This window comes from Streptomyces sp. NRRL S-920 (assembly GCF_000717945.1).
Taxonomy (GTDB): domain Bacteria; phylum Actinomycetota; class Actinomycetes; order Streptomycetales; family Streptomycetaceae; genus Streptomyces; species Streptomyces alboniger.
The window spans coordinates 56,803-75,027 of sequence record NZ_JODF01000005.1 but is presented as its reverse complement, the minus strand read 5'-3'; the positions used below and the strand labels follow the sequence as shown (position 1 = coordinate 75,027).

Sequence of the window (18,225 nt, the reverse complement as noted above, 5' to 3'; positions counted from 1 at the left end):
CATGCAGATCCGCCCCGCCACCGTCGGCGAACTCCCCGTGCTCCAGAACATCGAACGCGCCGCGGGAGAGGCCTTCCGCACGCTCGGTATGGACGCCATCGCCGACGACGAGCCGCCCACGACAGCGGAGTTGGAGCGATTCCGCCGGGCGGGGCGGGCGTGGGTCGCCGCGGATGAGGACGGCACCCCCGTCGCGTACGTGCTCAGCGAGCCCGTGGACCACGCCGAGCACATCGAGCAGGTCACCGTGGACCCCCGCGCCGCCCGCCGCGGGGTGGGCCGCGCCCTGATCGAGCACGTGGCGGACCGGGCCCGCGCGCAGGACAGGGCCGCCCTCACCCTGACGACGTTCGCCGACGTGCCGTGGAACGCCCCGTACTACGCCCGCATCGGCTTCCGCCCGCTCGCGGAGGCCGAACTCACGCCCGGCCTCAGGAAGATCCGGGCGCACGAGGCGGAGCTGGGCGTCGACCGGTGGCCCCGCCTCTGTATGCGCCGCACCCTCACGGCGGACCTCACTCCCCGTACCGCTCCCTGAGTTCGATCTTGCGTACCTTGCCCGAGACCGTCATCGGGAAGGAGTCCAGGATGCGCAGCGCGGCCGGGATCTTGTAGTGGGCCAGCTTTCCCTTGCAGTAGGCCCGGAGGTCCTCCAGCGTCAGGACCTCGTCGGGGTTCCGCAGGATCACGCAGGCCAGCGGCACCTCGCCGTACCGCTCGTCGGGGACGCCCACCACCTGGACGTCGGCGATCCTCGGGTGGCCGTACAGGAACTCCTCGATCTCGCGGGGGTAGATGTTCTCGCCGCCCCTGATGATCATGTCCTTGATGCGGCCGACGATCCGGACGTAACCGTCCTCGCGCATGACCGCCAGATCGCCCGTGTGCATCCAGCGCCCGGAGTCGATGACCTCGGCGGTGCGCTCGGGTTCGTTCCAGTAGCCGAGCATGACGCCGTAGCCGCGGGTGCACAGCTCGCCGGAGGCGCCGCGCGGCAGCGTCGCGCCGGTCGCCGGGTCGACGACCTTCACCTCGATGTGCGGCAGGACCCGGCCGACGGTGCCCGTGCGGCGCTCCAGGTCGTCGGTGCGGCGCGTCTGCGTGGAGACGGGGGACGTCTCGGTCATGCCGTAGCAGATGGAGACCTCCTCCATGTGCATCTCGGCGACCACCCGCTTCATCACCTCGACCGGGCAGGGCGAGCCCGCCATGATGCCGGTGCGCAGCGAACTCAGGTCGTACGTCGCGAAGTCGGCGAGGTTCAGCTCGGCGATGAACATGGTGGGCACGCCGTACAGCGAGGTGCAGCGCTCGCGCTCGACGGCGTGGAGCGTGGCGACGGGGTCGAAGGACGGCGCGGGGATGACGATGCAGGCGCCGTGCGAGGTGGCGGCGAGGTTCCCCATCACCATCCCGAAGCAGTGGTAGAAGGGCACGGGCAGACAGACCCGGTCCTGCTCGGTGTAGCCGACCGTGCGGCCCACCCAGTAGCCGTTGTTGAGGATGTTGTGGTGGGAGAGGGTGGCTCCCTTGGGGAAGCCGGTGGTGCCCGAGGTGTACTGGATGTTGACCGGGTCGTCGCAGCTCACCGCCGCCTCCGCCGCGGCGAGTTCGGCCGGGCCGGCGGACGCCGCGGCGTCGAGCAGCGCGTCCCACGAGCCGTCCCCGATGTAGTGGACGGCGCGCAGTTCGGGGCAGCGGGGCCGCACCTCGTCGACGAGCGCGCGGTAGTCGCTGCCCTTGTGGGTCTGCGAGGCGACCAGGACGCACACGCCCGCCTGCTTGAGTACGAACTCCAACTCATGCGCCCGGTAAGCGGGGTTGATGTTCACCATGATCGCGCCGATGCGCGCGGTGGCGTACTGCACGAGCACCCACTCGGCGCAGTTCACCGCCCAGATCCCGACGCGCTCCCCCTTGCCGACGCCCGCCCCCAGGAACCCGCGCGCCAGCCGCTCGACGGCGGCGCCGAACTCCGCATACGTCCAGCGGGTACCGGCCGCCACGTCCACGAGGGCCTCCCGCTCGGGCCAGGCCGCGACCGCCCGGTCGAGATTGCGCCCGATGGTGTCGCCGAGGAGCGGGGTCCCGCTCGTGCCGTGGGCGTACGAGAGTCCGGCCGCCCCGGCCTCCTGGTCACGCCCCGTATTCGCGTTCTGCGCCATGCGTCAAGGATGCCCCGAGAACGCTCTTCACTCGGCCGCTTGCGGCATTTCGGCCCGCCCTTCCGGCGCAGCGACCACAATGTGCGCATGGGTGATGACTGGAAGCAACAACTGGACCAGCTCCACGCCGGTTTGGTGCGCCGCGACGATCCCGCCGAGCTGGTGACCGAGGCCGATGCCGTCGACGCGTCGTACCGCTACCCGCATCTCGCGGTCCGCGGCCCCGTCTTCGGTCTCGCCGTGCAGGACCCCGCGGCCGGGCCCGCCTGGCGGGTGCTGAAGCCGATCGTGGACGGCATGCCCCAGCAGGCCAGGGACGCGCTGAACTCGGAGCTGTGGTTCAAGGCCAAGGACGACACCGACGACCCCGCCGAGCGCCGCGATCTGCTGGCGGCCGTCGCGATCCTCGAGCGCGAGCCCGTCGACGAGCTGGAGGTCCGCGGCGTGCGCTACCGCGTGGTGCGCGGCGACGAGTTCGCGCGCACCGGCGCCGACGGCCTGGAGCCGCCCCGGCCGACGGACCCCGAACCGTCCGACCGGTCGTGGACCGGACGGCACGACGCCCCTTCCACGGACCCCGGTTTCGTCCTGGACCCCAGCGAGGAGACCCCGGGGCTGATGACGAGCGCCCTGAAGCTGGGGCTGCGGGACTTCGCCTATACCGGCGCGCGCTTCCCCGTCGACGTACGCGCGGACTCCCAGCGGGCCGTCACCACCCATCCCGGCATCGTCCTGATGCCGGTTGGCTTCGGCGTGGCCGAGCGCGGCAAGACGGGGTGGACGCCGCGGACGTCCCTGATGCCCACCCCGCACGACGCCCGTCGGCTGCTGTACGACGCGATGACGGAATCCTGGCCGCTGCTCTACCAATTCGACGCCGAGGAGAAGGCGGCGCACGCGCGGGCCGCCGAGCGGTTCAAGGCCGCCACTCACGCCAACGAGGCGCGCGTGGGCGACACCCTGTACCGGATCTGCCGTACCGAACGGCTGGTCCGCGTCGGCCCCGACGGCCCGGAGCCGCCCCGCCCCTCGGACGTGGACTCCTACGGCCCCATGAAGATGCACCCCACGATGGACGAGGACGGCACGCTCCACTACGACGACTGACTCACCGCAGCTGCCGCCTCAGCAGTTCGTGCAGGCGCCCGCCCGTGTCCGCCAACAGCTGGGCGGGCGGCCCCTGTTGCACGACGCGTCCCTGTGACATGACGATCACCCGGTCGGCGTCCATGACGGTGGAGAGGCGGTGGGCGATCACGACGCGGGTGGCGTTCAGGGCGCGGGTGCTGTCGATGACCGTGCGCTGCGTCTCGTTGTCCAGGGCGCTCGTCGCCTCGTCGAGGAAGAGGACGCGGGGGCGGCGGATCAGTGCCTGGGCGATCATCAGGCGCTGGCGCTGGCCGCCCGAGACCGCTCCCCCGCCGGAGATCATCGTGTGCAGGCCCATCGGCATCCGCTTGATGTCCTCGGCGAGCCCGGCCAGCGCGGCGGCCTCCCACGCCTCCTCCTGTGTGAACGGCTCCGCGCCGCGGATGCAGTCCAGGATCGAGCCGCTGAGCGGCTGCGCGTTCTGGAGCACGACTCCGCACTGGCGGCGCACGGCCGACTGGTCCAGGGCGGCCAGGTCCTGACCGTCGTAGAGCACACTGCCCGAGACCGGTCGGTCGAAGCCGATCAGGAGGCGCAGCAGCGTCGACTTGCCGCAGCCGCTCGGGCCGACGACGGCGACGAACTCACCCGGACGGATCGAGAGCGATATGTCGTCGAGGACCAGGGGGCCGTCGTCCGAGTACCGGAAGGACAGGCCGCGGGTCTCGATCGCGCCCTGTAGCTCACCCGGCCGCGTGCTCGCGCCCCGCACCTCGGGCACCTCGTCGAGGACCGGCTTGACCTGCTCGAACATCGGGAGCACCGCGGCCGCCGAGATCAGCGCGCCGGTGAGCTGTGTGACGGACGTCAGCAGCATCGTCACGGCGGTGCTGAAGGTGAGGAACTCCCCCGCGGACAGGCTGCCTCGGTCCGGGCCCGCGAGGAGGACGAACATGATGAGCGTGCACAGGGGGAGGTAGACGGAGTTCAGGACCGTCGTCGCGTTCTTGATCCGGCCCGCCCGCCGTTGCAGCTCGCGGCTGCGCGCGAACTCCTCCGCCCACGCCGCGTACGCGAAGCTCTCCGCCCCGGCCACCCGGAGTTTGGGCAGGCCGCGCAGGGTCTGGAAGGCCTGGTTGTTGAGCTTGTTGCCCAGCTCGACCAGGCGCCGCTGCCAGCGCAGCTCCCCCAGGCCGAGGGCGAGGAAGACACCGGCGACGACGGCGAGCATCGCCAGCGCGGCCAGGGCGAGGGGAACGCTGTAGAGCAGCAGCAGGACGAGGTTCATCGCGCCGACCGTGCTCGACTGGAGCGCCACGGGGCCGATGCCCGAAAGGACCCGGCGAATGGCGCTGACGCCCATCGCCGCGCTCGCCAGTTCACCGGTGGAGCGGGAGGTGAAGAAGCGGGTGGGGAGCCTCAACAGCCGGTCCCAGACCGCTGGTTGGAGCGTGCTCTCCATTCGCCCCTCCATCCGCAGGATGGTGAGGTTCTGGAGCAGCATGAACGCCGCGGAGACGATGCTGGTGACCATGACGGCCAGGGACACCTGGACGATGAGGCTCTTCTCGGCGTTCGGCACGAACACGCCGAGCACCTGCCCCGTCGCGAGCGGCACCAGCGCGCTGATCGCGACCGTCACGAGCGTGGCGAGCGCGAGGTTGCGTACGTCGCCACCGGTGCCCCGCAGGCTGAAGCGGAAGAGCTGCCACGGCGTCAACTTCCCCTCGGGCAGCGGGCGGTAGAACATGACGGCCCGCGGTTCGAACTCGTCCGCGTTGGTCTTGTCGACGCGGGTGCGCCGCCCGGAGGTGGGGTGCACCGACTCGTAGCCGCCGCGCCGCCACAGCAGTGCGACCGGTGTCCCGCTCGCGGCGCGGTATCCCACCAGCGGGCCCGTGTTCTCGCGCCACCAGCGTCCGTCGAGCCGGACGGGGCGGGTACGGATCCGGGAGGCCACCGCGATCTGCTCCACGGGGTCGAGCCGGTCGTTCACCGCGCCGCCGTCCGCCCGGCCGGCCGGTGTGATGCCCGCCGCCTCGGCGACCAGCCGGCAGGCCGCGTACGCGGTGTCACCGCCGCCCCTGGAAGCGGCGCGGCGTGATCGTCCCCCGCGCGTGCGGCCGATGGAGGCGATCAGGGTCCGGTCGGCCTGCTCGCGGACGTGCTCGCCCGCCTTGATGCCGGCCGCCGTGCGGTCCTCGTGGGCCCGCTCCAGCCGTTCGATCCAGCGGTCGAGGGTCGCAAGGAGGCGGTACTGCTGGTTGACCATGCGCTGCCACATCGCGGCGTCCACGAGCAGCTCGCCCGCGGCCTCGGCGCTGTAGGCGGAGCCGTACTGCACACTGCCCGGCGCGACCGGCATCCAGAGGATGTCGTCGTCGGTCTCCACACCGTCGGTCCCTGCGCCGTCGCCCAGGGTGCGGCCGTCGAGCGGGGCCTCGAACAGGACCCGGTGGCCGCGTCCGATGCCGAGCGCGAAGGCGTGCTCCAGGAGGCTCAGGGCCGCGTCCTGGGTGCCGTCGGGCCGGTACAGCTCGCGCAGCGGGATGCGGCGCAGCGCGCAGCCCTGGAGGGGGCGCCCGAGCAGGGTGTGCTGGGGGCCTTCGACCGGGCCGAGGAGCAGGGTGCCCGGTTCGAGGCGGCCGAGGAAGTGCCAGTGGCCCTGCTGCACGGCGTCGACGGCGAACAGGTCGAGGGCGCCCGCCACGACGAGCCACAGCACCTGCGGGCCCTCCAGGTGCACGCTGCGCAGGTCCGCGCAGTCGACGGGTGTGCCGAGCGCGCCGAAGGCGGCGGCCACCGTGTCGTGGGGGTGCGTGTGTTCCGGTACCGAGGTCACCTCAGTGCTCCTTGACCAGGTCGGCGTAGGGGCCGTCGGCGGTGACGAGGTGTTCGTGGCGGCCGCGCTCCACGATCCGGCCGTGGTCGAGTACGACGATCTCGTCGCTGTCGCGCACGGTGCTCAGGCGGTGGGCGATGACGACGCAGGCGCAGCCGCGGCGGCGCAGATTGTCGATGATGACCTGTTCGGTCTCGGCGTCCAGGGCGCTGGTCACCTCGTCGAGCACGAGGACGCTGGGGCGGCGGACCAGGGCACGGGCGATCTCCAGGCGCTGGCGCTGCCCGCCGGAGAAGTTCCGTCCGTCCTGTTCGACGCGGGCGTGGATGCCGCCGGGCCGGCGGGCGACGACCTCGTACAGGCAGGCGTCCTGGAGGGCGGCGACGACGGCGTCGTCGGGGATCGACGGGTCCCACAGGGCGACGTTGTCGCGGATCGTGCCCTCGAAGAGGAAGACGTCCTGGTCGACGAAGGAGACGGAGGCGGCGAGCGCGCCGCGCGGGATGTCCTCCAGGCGCTGCCCGTCGATGCGGATCGTGCCCTCCCACGGTCTGTAGAGCCCCGATATCAGCCGGGAGACGGTCGACTTGCCGCTGCCCGAGCCGCCGACGAGGGCGACCTGCTGACCCGGGCCGACGGACAGCGAGAAGCCGGTCAGGAGCGGCTTGTCGAGGGGGCTGTAGCCGAAGGTGATGTTGTCGAGGGTGACGTGGCCCTTGAGGCGGCGGGTGCTCGCGGTGGGTTCTGGGCGCGTGTAGAGGGGGTCGACGGGGAAGTTCTCGACGTCTTTGAGGCGCGCGACGTCGGCGGCGAAGTCCTGGATGCGGCCCGCGACGCCGTTGAGCCGGGTGATCGGCGCGGTGAAGCGGGTCACGAGCGCCTGGAAGGCGACGAGCAGTCCGATCGACAGATGCCCCTCGACCGCGCGCAGGCCGCCGATCCACAGGATCAGCGCGCTGTTGAGGGTCGCGAGGGTCGGCGCGACGACGCCGAGCCAGGCGCTCGGCACGCCGAGGCGCTGCTGCTCCTCCAGGGTGGCGGCGTGCTGGCCCGCCCAGCGCCGGAAGTAGCCGTCCTCACCTCCGGTGGCCTTCAGGGTCTCGATCAACTGAAGTCCGGTGTAGGAGGTGTTGGTGAGCCTGGCGCTGTCGGCGCGCAGTTTCTGGGTGCCGGTGGCGCGCAGCCGGACGACGACGCGCATCGCCGCGATGTTCAGCAGCGCGATGCCGACCCCGACGAGGGTGAGCTGCGGATCGTAGGTCCACAGCAGGGCCGCGTAGAGGAGTACGACGATGCCGTCGACGCCCGCGGCGGTGAGGTCGCGGGCCAGGGTCTCGGCGACCGCGTCGTTCGAGGCGAGGCGCTGCACGAGGTCGGCGGGGCTGCGCTGGGCGTAGAACGTGACGGGCAGGCGCAGCAGATGCCGCAGGAAGCGGGCGCTGCCGAGGGTGGAGGAGATGATGCGACCGCGCAGCAGGTTGGCCTGTTGCAGCCAGGTCAGCACCACGGTGAGCGCCACCATCGCGCCCATCGACGCGAACAGCGCCGCGAGGAGCGAGGTCTGGTGGCCTATCAGGAACAGGTCGATGTAGGTGCGGCTGAGCGCGGGCAGCGCGGCGCCGACCGCGACGAGCAGCAGGCTGGCGAGGAGCGCGGTGAGCATCGTGCCGGTGGTACCGCGCAGGCGGGCCGGCAGCGCCTTCATGACGCCGGGCCTGCGGCCTGCCGGGCGAAAGCCCTCCCCTGGTTCGAGGACCAGGACGACGCCGGTGAAGCTGGTGTCGAAGTCCTCCGCGGGCACGAAGCGGCGGCCCTTGTCGGGGTCGTTGATGTACACGCCGCGGCGGCCGAGGCGGCGGCCCGTGCCGTCGTAGACGACGTAGTGGTTGAACTCCCAGAAGAGGATCGCGGGCGCCGCGACCTCGGCGAGCGCGGCGGGCTCCATCTGCATGCCCTTGGCCGTGAAACCGTAACTGCGCGCCGCTTTCAGGACGTTGCTGGCACGTGAGCCGTCGCGGGAGACCCCGCACGCGATGCGCAGCTCCTCCAGGGGGACGTGCCGCCCGTGGTGGGCGAGGACCATGGCGAGGGCGGCGGCGCCGCACTCCACGGCCTCCATCTGGAGGACGGTGGGCGTGCGGACGGTCTTGTGCCGCTTGCCCCTCGCCGCGGGGCGGGGCGCGGCACGGCGGCCGCGCCGCGGGGGTTCGGGTCGGTGCCTGCGACGGCCACCGGGGGGCGGCAACCGCTGCTGGTGTGCCGGGGAGGGGCGGGGTGCTGGTGTGGCGTGGGGTGCGGCCTGGGAGGCGTGGGGTGTGGTCACGGAAGCAGCCAATCGATCGGGCGCTGCTCGGCGAGGTGGACGGCGCCGGTGGCCGGGGTCATGGAGTCGAGCGCGAAGGGCGGTCCGCCGGACGCCGACCACGCGTAGCGGGAGTGGGTACCGGATGCCCCCTCCCGCGTGGCGCCGGGCGACTTCTCCAGCCGTACGAGGACGGCCACGGGCGGCCCGTCCTTCGTGAACCGCGCGGCGAGTTCCTCGTCGCCGAGGAAGCCGGTGATCCTCTGCCGGGTCTGCGCGGCCCGCCCGACGGCCTTCACGCGGCCGCGCAGCGTCCCGTACTCCTGGGTGGGCACGGACTGGAGGGTGAGGTCCACCGGGGCGCCGACGGGGACGGCGGCCGCGCTGTCGGCGGGTACGTAGAGCATCGCGAGGAGCGGGTCGCCGGTGCCCGCCACGCGCTCGACGGTCGCGACGTCGGCGCCGGTGGTGACCACGGTGCCGATCCTGGCGACGAGCGTGGTCATGCGGCCCGCGGCGATGGCGCGTACGACCTTGTCGCCGTCATCCGTACGGACTTCGAGGACCGGGGCGCCCGCGGCGAGGTGCTCACCCTCCTCGGCCCGCACCCGGGTCACCTGACCGGTGACGGGGCTCTGGAGTACGTAACTGCCCTGCCCGTGCGTGAGGATGCCGGGTGCCCTGAGGGTCGAGGAGACCGAGCCGGTGAGGGCCCAGACGCTCGCGGCGGCCATGACGACGAGGGTGACGGCGAGGACGAGCAGGCCCTGGGGGCGGGCGTAGCGCACCGGCAGGTCGAGTTCCTCGGGCGACTGCATCTTGGACAGGGCCTGTTGGCGGAACTGCACGGGACGCCTTTTCCTTCCTGCGCAGGTGGCATTCGTGAGCCCCGGAACCAGCGGCTCCGGGGCTCACGCATCACGGTGTCTCAGCGAGCGAGGCTCAGAGACCGGCGGTCAGGCCGGAGGCCAGGCCCGTGACGGCGCCGGTGTTCAGGCCGGTGGCACCCTCGACGGTGCCGACGACACCGGCGACGACGCCGGAGACCGGGGCGATGGAGTCGACGGTGCTGGTGACGTTGCCCGCGACACCGGCGACGAGGCCACCGGAGACGTTGTCGAGGTCGGCGTCGGAAATCTCGAGGGTCTCGACCTGCGGGGTGTTGTTCATGGCGTGAGCTGCCCTTCTCATAAATGTCGCAAAGGTGTTTCCCACAGGCGGAACCGGCCGTGCCAATTCCGCGTGGGCCAGGATCAAAGCACGTTCGCAGGGCGCGCATCCAATCGCCGAAGCGCTGTCCGGAACGGCGCATGGCATCGAATCACCGCTGCGTGCAGGCGGGTTCACCGCGGGGTGGCAGCTCCTTCACAACATTCACAGAAGGAAATCGGGTGCACGACGGTACTCCCTTCAACAAACCGGACACGCGCGCACCCGCGACCGCGCTCTGTGGCCTATGCACGGGAATTCGGGCGGAGTATTCGCGGAGCGTCCGCCGAATTGCGTGACTGGACTGCGCATTCGATGTGCAGGTTTATTGAAGACACCGATGTGACGTCAGGAGGACGCCGACGGGGCGTCAGTTCACGCCGTCAGGGCACGGCGGCGTCAGTTCACCCCGCGGTCGCGCCCCGCCCAGTAGGGCTCCCGCAACTTGAACTTCTGGACCTTGCCGGTGGCCGTGCGCGGGATGGCGTCGCGGAACTCGACGGACGTCGGCGCCTTGTACCCGGCCATCCGCCGCTTGCAGTGGGCGATGATGTCCGCCTCCTGGGCCGTCGCCCCCTCCGCGAGGACCACCAGGGCCTTGATCGTCTCGCCCCACTTCTCGTGCGGCACTCCGATGACCGCGACCTCGGCGACCGCCGGGTGACTGAAGATGGTGTCCTCCACCTCGATCGACGAGACGTTCTCACCGCCGGTGATGATCACGTCCTTCTTCCGGTCGGAGATGGTGAGGTGGCCGTCGTCGGGGTCGAGCGTGCCGCCGTCGCCGGTGTGGAACCAGCCTTCCTCCAGCGCCGCCGCGGTCTCCTCCGGCTTGTCCCAGTAGCTTTCGAGTACGACGTTCGAGCGGGCCAGGACCTCGCCCGCGTCGGAGACCTTCAGCTTGACGCCGAGCGCGGGCAGCCCGGCGCGGGAGAGCTTGCGCGCCCGCTCCTCGGCCGGCAGCTCCGCGTCCGCCGGCGCGGACCGGTTGAAGGTGAGCAGCGGGGACGTCTCGGTGAGGCCGTAGATCTGCGTGAACTCCCAGCCCAGTTCCGCCTCCACCCGCTGGATCAGCTTGCTCGGCGGCGGCGCCCCGGCGCAGACGATCCGCACCCGGTCGCGGCCCGGCACCTCGCCGCGCCAGGCCGTGGCCGCGTCCAGCACCGCGTTCCACACCGCGGGCGCCCCGCACATGAGCGTGACGCCGTGCTCCTCCACGCGGCGCAGGATCTCCGCACCGTCCACCTTGCGCAGCACGACCTGCTTCACACCGAGCCCGGCCATCACGAACGGCATGCCCCAGCCGTTGCAGTGGAACATCGGCAGGGTGTGCATATAGACGTCCCGCTCCCATACGCGGGTGTGCAGGCCGAACGTCAGCCCGTTCACCCAGATGTTGCGGTGGGTCAGCTGCACTCCCTTGGGGCGGGCGGTGGTCCCCGACGTGTAGTTGATCGTGGCGGTGGCGTCCTCGTCGGGGTTCGCCCAGGGGCGCGGCTCGACGCCGAACCGCATCAGCTCGGTCTCGGTCCGCTCGCCGAGGACGAAGCGGTGGCGTGCCTTGACCGCCGACAAGGCGTCGTCCAGCTCCGGGTCCACGAGCAGGACCGAGGCGCCGCTCTGCCGCACCACGTAATCGACCTCGTCCGGCTTGAGCCGGAAGTTGACGGGCACGCAGATCCGCCCGCTCATCGGCACGGCGAACAGCAGCTCAAGGAGGCGGGCGGAGTTGTGGCTGACGACGGCGACGCGCTCCCCCTCCCCGACGCCCAGCGCGTCGAACCCCGCCTGCCAGGCCCGGACCCGCTCGCCGAGACGTCCGTACGTCGACTCCGGGACCACCGGGGCGGGTTGACTCGGCTCGTCGATCACGCCGGGGCTGCCGGCGAAGCCCAGCTCCGCCCGATCGAGGAAGTCCGTGACGGTCATGGGTGTCCGCATAGCTCTCTCCTGATATCCGGGACCACTTCAGATACGCGGCATCGCGTTCGGATACGTAGCATCGTGTAACTCGTGACGCGGGTCCCACTACCCCTGAGCGGGGGTGTCGCAAGCGGAAGAGGCGCGACGCGTCAGGCGTCGATCACGGTTCCGAAGCGGATGTCGTACGAGGGCGGGGGTGCGGGCGTCGGCGCGGGCGGAACCGGGGGCGAGGCCGGAGCTGGGGGCGTGGGCGGAGCTGGGCGCGCGGGCGGAGCTGGGCGCGCGGGCGGGGGCGAGGGCGCGGCGAGCCGCGTGAGCATCCGCTCGGCCTCCCGCGTCAGCTCCTCCCGCTCGGCCCGCCCCGGCTTCCCGAAGGGCTCGATGGTGAGCACGGCCCGCCCGTTCCCGGCGTCCTCGGACAGCCGCCACACACCGGCCAGGAACCCGTCGAGGAGGAAGACGCAGTAAGCGAAGTTCCCCTTCCACGTACGCCCCTTGTACGCGGCGGGCACGACACGGGCCCGGTCGGCGTGCGAGAGGAGGAGGTTGTCGAACTCGGGAAGGAAACGGGCCGGGGCCGGGGTGTCCGCATCGGGGCGCGGCGCGTCGGGCAGGTCGAACAGTTCGACGCCGTTCTCGTCGCGGAACGTCCGCAGCCGGGGCCGCAGCCGCTCGAAGACCTCCCGCAGCCGGGTGAGCCGCGCCCAGGTCTGCATGTCCTTGACGGAGGCGGGCCCGAAGGCGGCGAGATAGCGCAGGACGACGGCGTCGGGGGTACGGGCGTCGGTTCGCGACGGCGCCTGCTCGGCGGCGCCGCCCGCGAGCCACTGCTCAAGGGTGGTGAGCGCGACCTGGCCGCTGCGCCGCCACAGCCCGCGCGGGGTCACCTGGACGAGCGGCAGCAGGCAGCGCGCGGCGATCGCGAGCGACTGGGGGTCGGCGTCGGGCCACCGCGTGAGCAGCACCTCGCGGAGCTGTTTCATGGTGCGGGGCTCGGCCTCGACGGCCTCGCGGGCGACCCCGGCGAGTTCGCGCAGGTCGACGCCGACGAGCCCGGCGCGGAACACGCTCAGCTCGCGTTCGAGCGCGCCCTGGACGAACGGCCGCAGCGTGCGGGCGTCGGCGGCCGTGTGCAGGTGGATGGTGGAACGCATCGTGACCATGCGCACCAGCTCGCGCGCCTCCAGGAGCGCGGACAGCTCGGCGGGGTCGAAGTCTTCGAGGCGCGCGGCGAGGGCGTAGTAGGGCGGCTTGACGTTCTGTGCCTGGAGGCCGACGAGATGGGCGACGGCCTCCTTGACGGACAGCTCGCGGGAGCGGCGCAGAAGGAGCTGCCGGTCGAGCGTGGCACGGTTGAGCGCGCGCGTCCCCAGCACGGGGGCGGTGCCGTTCTGGGCCCTGGTCGTCTTGGTCATGCGGGTCACGCTAGTGGGGCTTGCGGACATGTACGGTCCGCAAGTGCGGGGACTGTCGACGTGCCGAGCCCCTCCATGGGGTTGCCCTCTTTATAGGCGTGTTAGGGATGGCCCTCACGCCGGTGACGCCTCAAGGCCCGCCCGCGCCTTTTTAGGACGTATATCCTGCTCAACACCCATCCAGACCGCATGTTCGACCCACGAGACACCGACACTCAACACCAACGCGCAACACTCGACTCTCGACACTCGACCCACCTGGAGGCGGCCAGCATGGCGGAGCGCCGACCCCGTCCGGCATCGCCCGCGAGGAAGCACACGTGGCGGCGCGCGACGCGGCCCCCGGCGGCACCACCGCCCAACGAGACGCGGTACAGCGCCCCCTCCGCCTCCGCGCCAGCCGGACGGGAAGCGGGCAGCGTCGTGCAGGCAGCGCTGTACCGCGACGGAGTCCGCGTGGCGACGCCGTCCTCCCTGGCGGACACCTTCAGGGAGCTGCGCGAGCAGCGGGACGGAATGGCGTGGATCGGCCTGGCCCGCCCGACGGAGGCCGAACTCCTCTCCCTGGCAGCCGAGTTCGACCTGCACGAGCTGGCCGTCGAGGACGCGATGGAGGCCCACCAGCGCCCGAAGCTGGAACGGTACGGCGAGACACTCTTCGTCGTCCTGCGCGCCGCCCGCTACCTCGACGCCCCCGAGGAGGTCGACTTCGGCGAGCTGCATGTCTTCGTCGGCCCCGACTTCGTCATCACCGTCCGGCACGCCGCGGCCCCCGACCTGTCCGGAGTCCGCCGTCGCATGGAGGAGACCCCGGACCTCCTCAAACTCGGCCCCGAGGCAGTGCTCTACGCGATCCTCGACGCGGTGGTCGACGGCTACGCCCCGGTCGTCGCGGGAGTCCAGAACGACATCGACGAGATCGAGACCGAGGTCTTCAGCGGCGACCCCGAGGTCTCCCGCCGCATCTACGAACTCTCCCGCGAAATGGTCGAGTTCCAACGCGCGACGCGCCCCCTGGTCGGCATGCTGCACCAACTGATGGCGGGCTTCGCGAAGTACGGCACGGACGAGGAACTCCAGCGCTACCTGAGGGACGTAGCCGACCACGTCACCCACACCAGCGAACGCGTCGACGGCTTCCGACAGGCCCTGACCGACATCCTCACGGTCAACGCGACGCTGGTGACACAGCAGCAGAACGCGGAGATGCGGGCGCTGGCGGAGGCCGGGTTCGAACAGAACGAGGAGATCAAGAAGATCTCTTCTTGGGCGGCGATTCTCTTTGCGCCCACGTTGGTGGGAACGATCTATGGCATGAACTTCGAGACGATGCCCGAGCTGAAGTGGGCGGCCGGGTATCCGTTCGCGATCCTGCTGATGGCGGCGGTGTGCGTGAGTCTGTACTTCATCTTCAAGCGGCGGGACTGGCTGTAGCGGGGAACCGAAAGGCTTGATCGACTTCGCGTACGCGAATGTCTCCGAAGGCTCCATGGAGCCCCCTGGGGAGAATCTGGGGAGAATGGGCGGCGCTGGGGAGCAGGGCGCCGTCGCATCGCCAGCCAATCCGCACGCCTCGACCAGCCAACTTCCGCCGACTTCCCTACGTACGCCGTCACGGTGAGTGTTGACTGAACGGCCACACGGAACCGCGTACACGGGGAGGACCGGTTGGAACCGAGGAGTGCCGCGGACGTAGGGAAGGACTTCCCCTACACCGCACGTACGACGTGCTACATCGAGGTCCACGAAGACGGAACGCTGACACACGGAGATGACCGTGCCGCGTACGAGCGGGCCATAGCTGGCAAGTCCCGCCTGTTCGCCGTCTGGCCCGGCGAGTGGTCGAGCCACTTGTTCGTGATCGACGACCTGGACGAGTACGCGAAGGCCCACGGGATCAAGCACGACGAGGAGCGCACCGGTCTCAAGGAGCACATCCACGACGTGCGATGGGAGCCGGATCCCTACGCGAAGGACAGCCCTAGAAGCCCATACATCAGCGTCGACGTCACGCTGGAATGCGGCTGCGAGATTCACGATCTGCGTGCCTTCGCCGCTCAGATGAAGGAACAGCGGGGATGGGGCGTGGCCACGAGCGGCGGCTGGGGCAGCAGTGGCCCACCTGGGGGACGGAGGACATACTCCCTCCGCGTTCGCCGCAAGGGCCTGACGGACTGACCCAGCGGACCACCGCAGAGTCCGCGCAGCAAAACGGGTGGCACAGCGTGTGCTGTACCACCCGTTCATCTATCTCCTCACGCGCTGGCGAGGTTGCCCGGGACATACTCAGGAACCACACCGAGCAGCGCGTCGACGGCTGCTCGCCCCTTGCCGCCCGCCTCCGGCATGAAGTGGGCGTAGTGGTCGAGGGTGATGGTCGGGCTGGAGTGACCGAGCCAGCGGGCCAGGGTGACGACGGACTCGCCCGCTTCGAGGATGATCGAGGCGTAGGTGTGCCGGAGCACATGGAAGCCGTCTTTGCGGGATGCCTTCCAGCGTTCTCCCTGCTTCTTCATGGGGATGACCCCGGCCGCGGCGAGGGCAGGCTTCCAGACCTCGTCGTTGAACATGTTCGCTCGGAGCGCGTTGCCGTACGTCGTGGTGAGGATCAGCGGGAACGCTTGCTTCTCGCGCTCCTCCTCTGGCCCGCCCCACGGCAGTTCGACTTCGACGGCCGGGTACCGCAGAAAGTACGCGGCCAATTCGACGGCGACCGACTCCGGCATGTCGACGATGCGCGTCTTGCCGCCCTTCGGCAGGGCGAAGTACAAGCGACCGTTGAGCAGTTGGACCTGCCTGCGTACGCGGATAACCCCACGCTGGAAGTCCACATCCTGCGGCGAGAGGCCGAAGACCTCCCCCTGCCGCAGCCCGCACCCGAGCGCGACCACGACCGCAATGCGATAGCGCGCATTGATCGCGTCCCGCACACGCTGCGCGACCTCCAGCGGCCACGCCTCCCGCTGGTCCTCCGGCGCCTTGGGCCAGCGCACCGATTTGGCGCGCATCGGGTTGCGTACCAAACGCTTGTCGTCGATGGCAGTCTCGAAGATGTTCGAGAGGGACCCGAGGATCTGACGGGCATAGCGCGGCGCGCATTCGCCTTCGAGCGTGGCGATGTAGCCGCGTAGGACGGTCGCCGATATGTCCCTCAGCGGAACTGTGCCGAGGTGGGGAAGGACGTGGAGGCGTACACGTTCATCTACGCGTTTGACCGTGCCCGGCGCACCGCGCACGCCTGCCGTCCAGTAGCGCGTGACGTAGTCGGCGACGGTGATGGAGCCATCGCGCGGGTCGACGAACTCGCCGCGTTCGCTGTCGGTTCCGGCTCTGCGCAGCCACGCCTTGGCGTCCTCCAGCGTGTCGAACGACATGTCCCGAACACCGGGGATGCCGGCTACGCGATAGCGGGATCCTTTCCCGTAGCGGCTGGTGCGCTCCCGCTTGCGGGTGACGGGGTCTTTCTTCTTGTTGATCCAGCGATCTTCGATGTAGCCGGCCAAGTACTTCCTTAGGGATGGGGTGTGGGGCTGTCGGCCTACGAAGTCAGGCACTTGCCGAGTAGGCGGAGCGGCGCTGCGGGGCTGCACTCACCGGGTTCAGATCCGGGTTGCAGCGCGAGTCGGCCAGCTCCTGCTCGCGTATCCAGGCGTCGAGCGCGTCGATCCGGTACATCACGCGCCCACGGGCGCCCATCCGGAAGCTCGGCGGCCCCTGTCGGCGATGCCGCCAGACGTAGAGCGTGCGGGGCGAGAGGCCGAGGTAGACCGCCGCCTCCTTCACGCCGAGGAACGCCCGGTCGCCGGTGACAGCGCTCCGGGCGGCCGGGGAATCGGGAGACGGTGATACGCGAGTGGGCAAAGAAGGCACCTTTACAACGGAGGGGAAATGCGACGCAACAGCCGGGGGCGGGCGCCATGGAGAATGATCCAGAGAATCCCCGGTTTCACTAACCGAGGATCGTGGTGTATAAGCATTCGCGCTACACGCTGGAACATGTGGAAGCGGAGTAAGTTGTAGCTTCCACTCACCCCACAAGGGAAGCATCATCCGTCTGCTGTGAGCGATCCGTGGACCGCCCTGCCGCAAGAAAATGGCGAAACATAGCACGCGATCCCCGGTTGCCGAAATAACGGGGCATCAGATCTGCCGGAGCGACGAGCCCAAGCCGACTTATATGGCATGACCAGCGCCTAAGCCTGAGCGTCAGGGCGACTGGAATCTCCTGCGATGAGTGACGCATTGCCCCGGTTCAGCCCACCAATTTCGCGAATGATTTGGGCGACCGGGGATCTGGGTCTACGGTTTTATCCCCTCGCAGGGACGTGTTCGCCGTGAGCTGTGTGCTTTCTCGGCGGAATCCTGGACTTACGCGGGGTGGGTGTGGCTTTCTTGTCAGGCCGCCGGAACGCCGGTTCCGGCGGCCCGGGAAACCAGGTGTGCCAACGTCGGGGCAAGAAGCCCTCCTGCACACCCCGCGGATCCCGCCGACACACCGAGCCGGGAACTTCGCACCACACCCCCTCCCTGCCCCGAAAGGGGCCCACCCCTTCCTCACCCTGCCCTAGGAGCCGCCACCCGATGAGCCACGACGCCCGAACCTGGGTGTGGGACCACAGCCGCAGCAAAGGCACCGCCCGCCTGGTCCTCGCCCTGATCGCCGACCGGTGCCTGGACCGTCGCTGCATCGCGTACGCGTCCGTGCCCGCCCTCATGAAGCGCGCGAACGCCTCCCGCACCGCCGTACGCAACGCCATCGACAAGCTGATCCTCAGCGGGGAGTTGAAGCGGCTCGACGACCGGAAGGGGCCTCGCGGGGAGACCTACTACAAGCTCCCCGACGCCGCCCGGTTCCTCGCCGAGCAGGCCGCAGAGGGGGGCGGGCAGTCGACCGCAGCAGGGCCGGAATCCGCGCCTTCCCCCGCCCTCGCAGGGGGACCGGAGGGCGGCCTCGGGGAACGGATTCCGCCCCCTGAGGGGAGCGGATTCCGGCCCGGCGGGGGCACAGGTTCCGGCCCCCAGAACGGTAGTGAACCAAAGGTGAACGGCAAGAGCAGCAGCTCTGCCCCGCTCATCTCCGCCGCCGAGTGGCAGATCGATGACGCCACCCGAGCCTGGCTGGACCAGGACGGGCAGCGGGCCCGGCTCGGCGAGCAGGGTCTGCGCATCGCCGACGAGAAGTGGCGCTCGTACCGGGCGGGGTGGGCGCCCCGCACCGCTGCCGCCTGGGCCTGTGACTGGCGCGCGTGGATCGCCCGCGAGCACACCCCCGCTCCCGGC

13 protein-coding genes are annotated in these 18,225 nt (G+C 70.4%); 4 read left to right on the top strand and 9 right to left on the bottom strand.

Annotated elements, in window-relative coordinates; genetic code table 11:
- Window position 1 precedes the first annotated feature (1 nt).
- Window positions 2–538, top strand: coding sequence for a GNAT family N-acetyltransferase (locus IG54_RS0105775; RefSeq protein ID WP_030778116.1), 537 nt, complete (start codon window positions 2–4; stop codon window positions 536–538).
- On the opposite strand, the gene IG54_RS0105770 is transcribed toward IG54_RS0105775, so the two are convergent.
- Window positions 516–2,165: an AMP-binding protein gene (locus IG54_RS0105770; protein ID WP_030778114.1), complete on the bottom strand. Its 1,650-nt coding sequence runs from the start codon at window positions 2,163–2,165 to the stop codon at window positions 516–518. The genes IG54_RS0105775 and IG54_RS0105770 overlap by 23 nt on opposite strands.
- 87 nt (window positions 2,166–2,252) lie before the next feature.
- Between IG54_RS0105770 and IG54_RS0105765 the strand changes: the two genes are divergently transcribed.
- Window positions 2,253–3,272 (top strand): DUF5954 family protein, encoded by a 1,020-nt coding sequence (locus IG54_RS0105765; RefSeq protein WP_030778110.1) that lies wholly within the window; start codon window positions 2,253–2,255, stop codon window positions 3,270–3,272.
- A 1-nt stretch (window position 3,273) separates the two neighbouring features.
- Here IG54_RS0105765 and IG54_RS0105760 read toward each other — a convergent pair whose 3' ends face one another.
- The 6 genes from IG54_RS0105760 to IG54_RS0105735 all read right to left on the bottom strand — a co-directional run bounded on the left by IG54_RS0105760 (window position 3,274) and on the right by IG54_RS0105735 (window position 12,945).
- Complete coding sequence (locus IG54_RS0105760) at window positions 3,274–6,096, bottom strand: NHLP bacteriocin export ABC transporter permease/ATPase subunit (RefSeq protein WP_030778108.1); 2,823 nt, start codon at window positions 6,094–6,096, stop codon at window positions 3,274–3,276.
- 1 nt (window position 6,097) lies between these two features.
- A complete protein-coding gene (locus tag IG54_RS0105755) occupies window positions 6,098–8,341 on the bottom strand; it encodes an NHLP family bacteriocin export ABC transporter peptidase/permease/ATPase subunit (protein WP_078593734.1) in 2,244 nt (747 codons plus the stop codon).
- A gap of 74 nt (window positions 8,342–8,415) precedes the next feature.
- The gene (locus IG54_RS0105750; RefSeq protein ID WP_030778103.1) at window positions 8,416–9,246 is read right to left on the bottom strand and encodes an HlyD family efflux transporter periplasmic adaptor subunit; all 831 of its coding nucleotides are present in this window, start codon (window positions 9,244–9,246) and stop codon (window positions 8,416–8,418) included.
- A gap of 94 nt (window positions 9,247–9,340) precedes the next feature.
- A complete protein-coding gene (locus tag IG54_RS0105745) occupies window positions 9,341–9,568 on the bottom strand; it encodes a hypothetical protein (protein ID WP_030778101.1) in 228 nt (75 codons plus the stop codon).
- A gap of 438 nt (window positions 9,569–10,006) precedes the next feature.
- Complete coding sequence (locus IG54_RS0105740) at window positions 10,007–11,548, bottom strand: AMP-binding protein (RefSeq protein ID WP_030778099.1); 1,542 nt, start codon at window positions 11,546–11,548, stop codon at window positions 10,007–10,009.
- 131 nt (window positions 11,549–11,679) lie between these two features.
- Complete coding sequence (locus IG54_RS0105735; protein WP_078593732.1) at window positions 11,680–12,945, bottom strand: winged helix DNA-binding domain-containing protein; 1,266 nt, start codon at window positions 12,943–12,945, stop codon at window positions 11,680–11,682.
- Between the two features lie 273 nt (window positions 12,946–13,218).
- Between IG54_RS0105735 and IG54_RS0105730 the strand changes: the two genes are divergently transcribed.
- Both IG54_RS0105730 and IG54_RS0105725 read left to right on the top strand, forming a co-directional pair.
- Entirely contained in the window at window positions 13,219–14,379 is a 1,161-nt protein-coding gene (locus tag IG54_RS0105730) for a magnesium and cobalt transport protein CorA (protein WP_030778095.1), read from the top strand.
- Between the two features lie 234 nt (window positions 14,380–14,613).
- Window positions 14,614–15,123 carry a hypothetical protein gene (locus IG54_RS0105725; RefSeq protein ID WP_030778092.1) on the top strand — a complete coding sequence of 170 codons (510 nt, stop codon included), beginning with the start codon at window positions 14,614–14,616 and terminating at the stop codon, window positions 15,121–15,123.
- 77 nt (window positions 15,124–15,200) lie between these two features.
- Here IG54_RS0105725 and IG54_RS0105720 read toward each other — a convergent pair whose 3' ends face one another.
- Together IG54_RS0105720 and IG54_RS0105715 are read right to left on the bottom strand one after the other, a co-directional pair.
- A complete protein-coding gene (locus IG54_RS0105720) occupies window positions 15,201–16,448 on the bottom strand; it encodes a tyrosine-type recombinase/integrase (RefSeq protein WP_030778091.1) in 1,248 nt (415 codons plus the stop codon).
- Between the two features lie 43 nt (window positions 16,449–16,491).
- Complete coding sequence (locus IG54_RS0105715; RefSeq protein ID WP_030778090.1) at window positions 16,492–16,815, bottom strand: helix-turn-helix domain-containing protein; 324 nt, start codon at window positions 16,813–16,815, stop codon at window positions 16,492–16,494.
- Between the last annotated feature and the right edge of the window lie 1,410 nt (window positions 16,816–18,225).

Bases quoted from the DNA above. Each gene is read 5' to 3' on its own strand.
- IG54_RS0105770 (WP_030778114.1), bottom strand. From the start codon at position 2,165: ATGGCGCAGAACGCGAATACGGGGCGTGACCAGGAGGCCGGGGCGGCC.
- IG54_RS0105735 (WP_078593732.1), bottom strand. From the start codon at position 12,945: ATGACCAAGACGACCAGGGCCCAGAACGGCACCGCCCCCGTGCTGGGG.
- IG54_RS0105730 (WP_030778095.1), top strand. From the start codon at position 13,219: ATGGCGGAGCGCCGACCCCGTCCGGCATCGCCCGCGAGGAAGCACACG.
- IG54_RS0105740 (WP_030778099.1), bottom strand. From the start codon at position 11,548: ATGCGGACACCCATGACCGTCACGGACTTCCTCGATCGGGCGGAGCTG.
- IG54_RS0105745 (WP_030778101.1), bottom strand. From the start codon at position 9,568: ATGAACAACACCCCGCAGGTCGAGACCCTCGAGATTTCCGACGCCGAC.
- IG54_RS0105775 (WP_030778116.1), top strand. From the start codon at position 2: ATGCAGATCCGCCCCGCCACCGTCGGCGAACTCCCCGTGCTCCAGAAC.
- IG54_RS0105765 (WP_030778110.1), top strand. From the start codon at position 2,253: ATGGGTGATGACTGGAAGCAACAACTGGACCAGCTCCACGCCGGTTTG.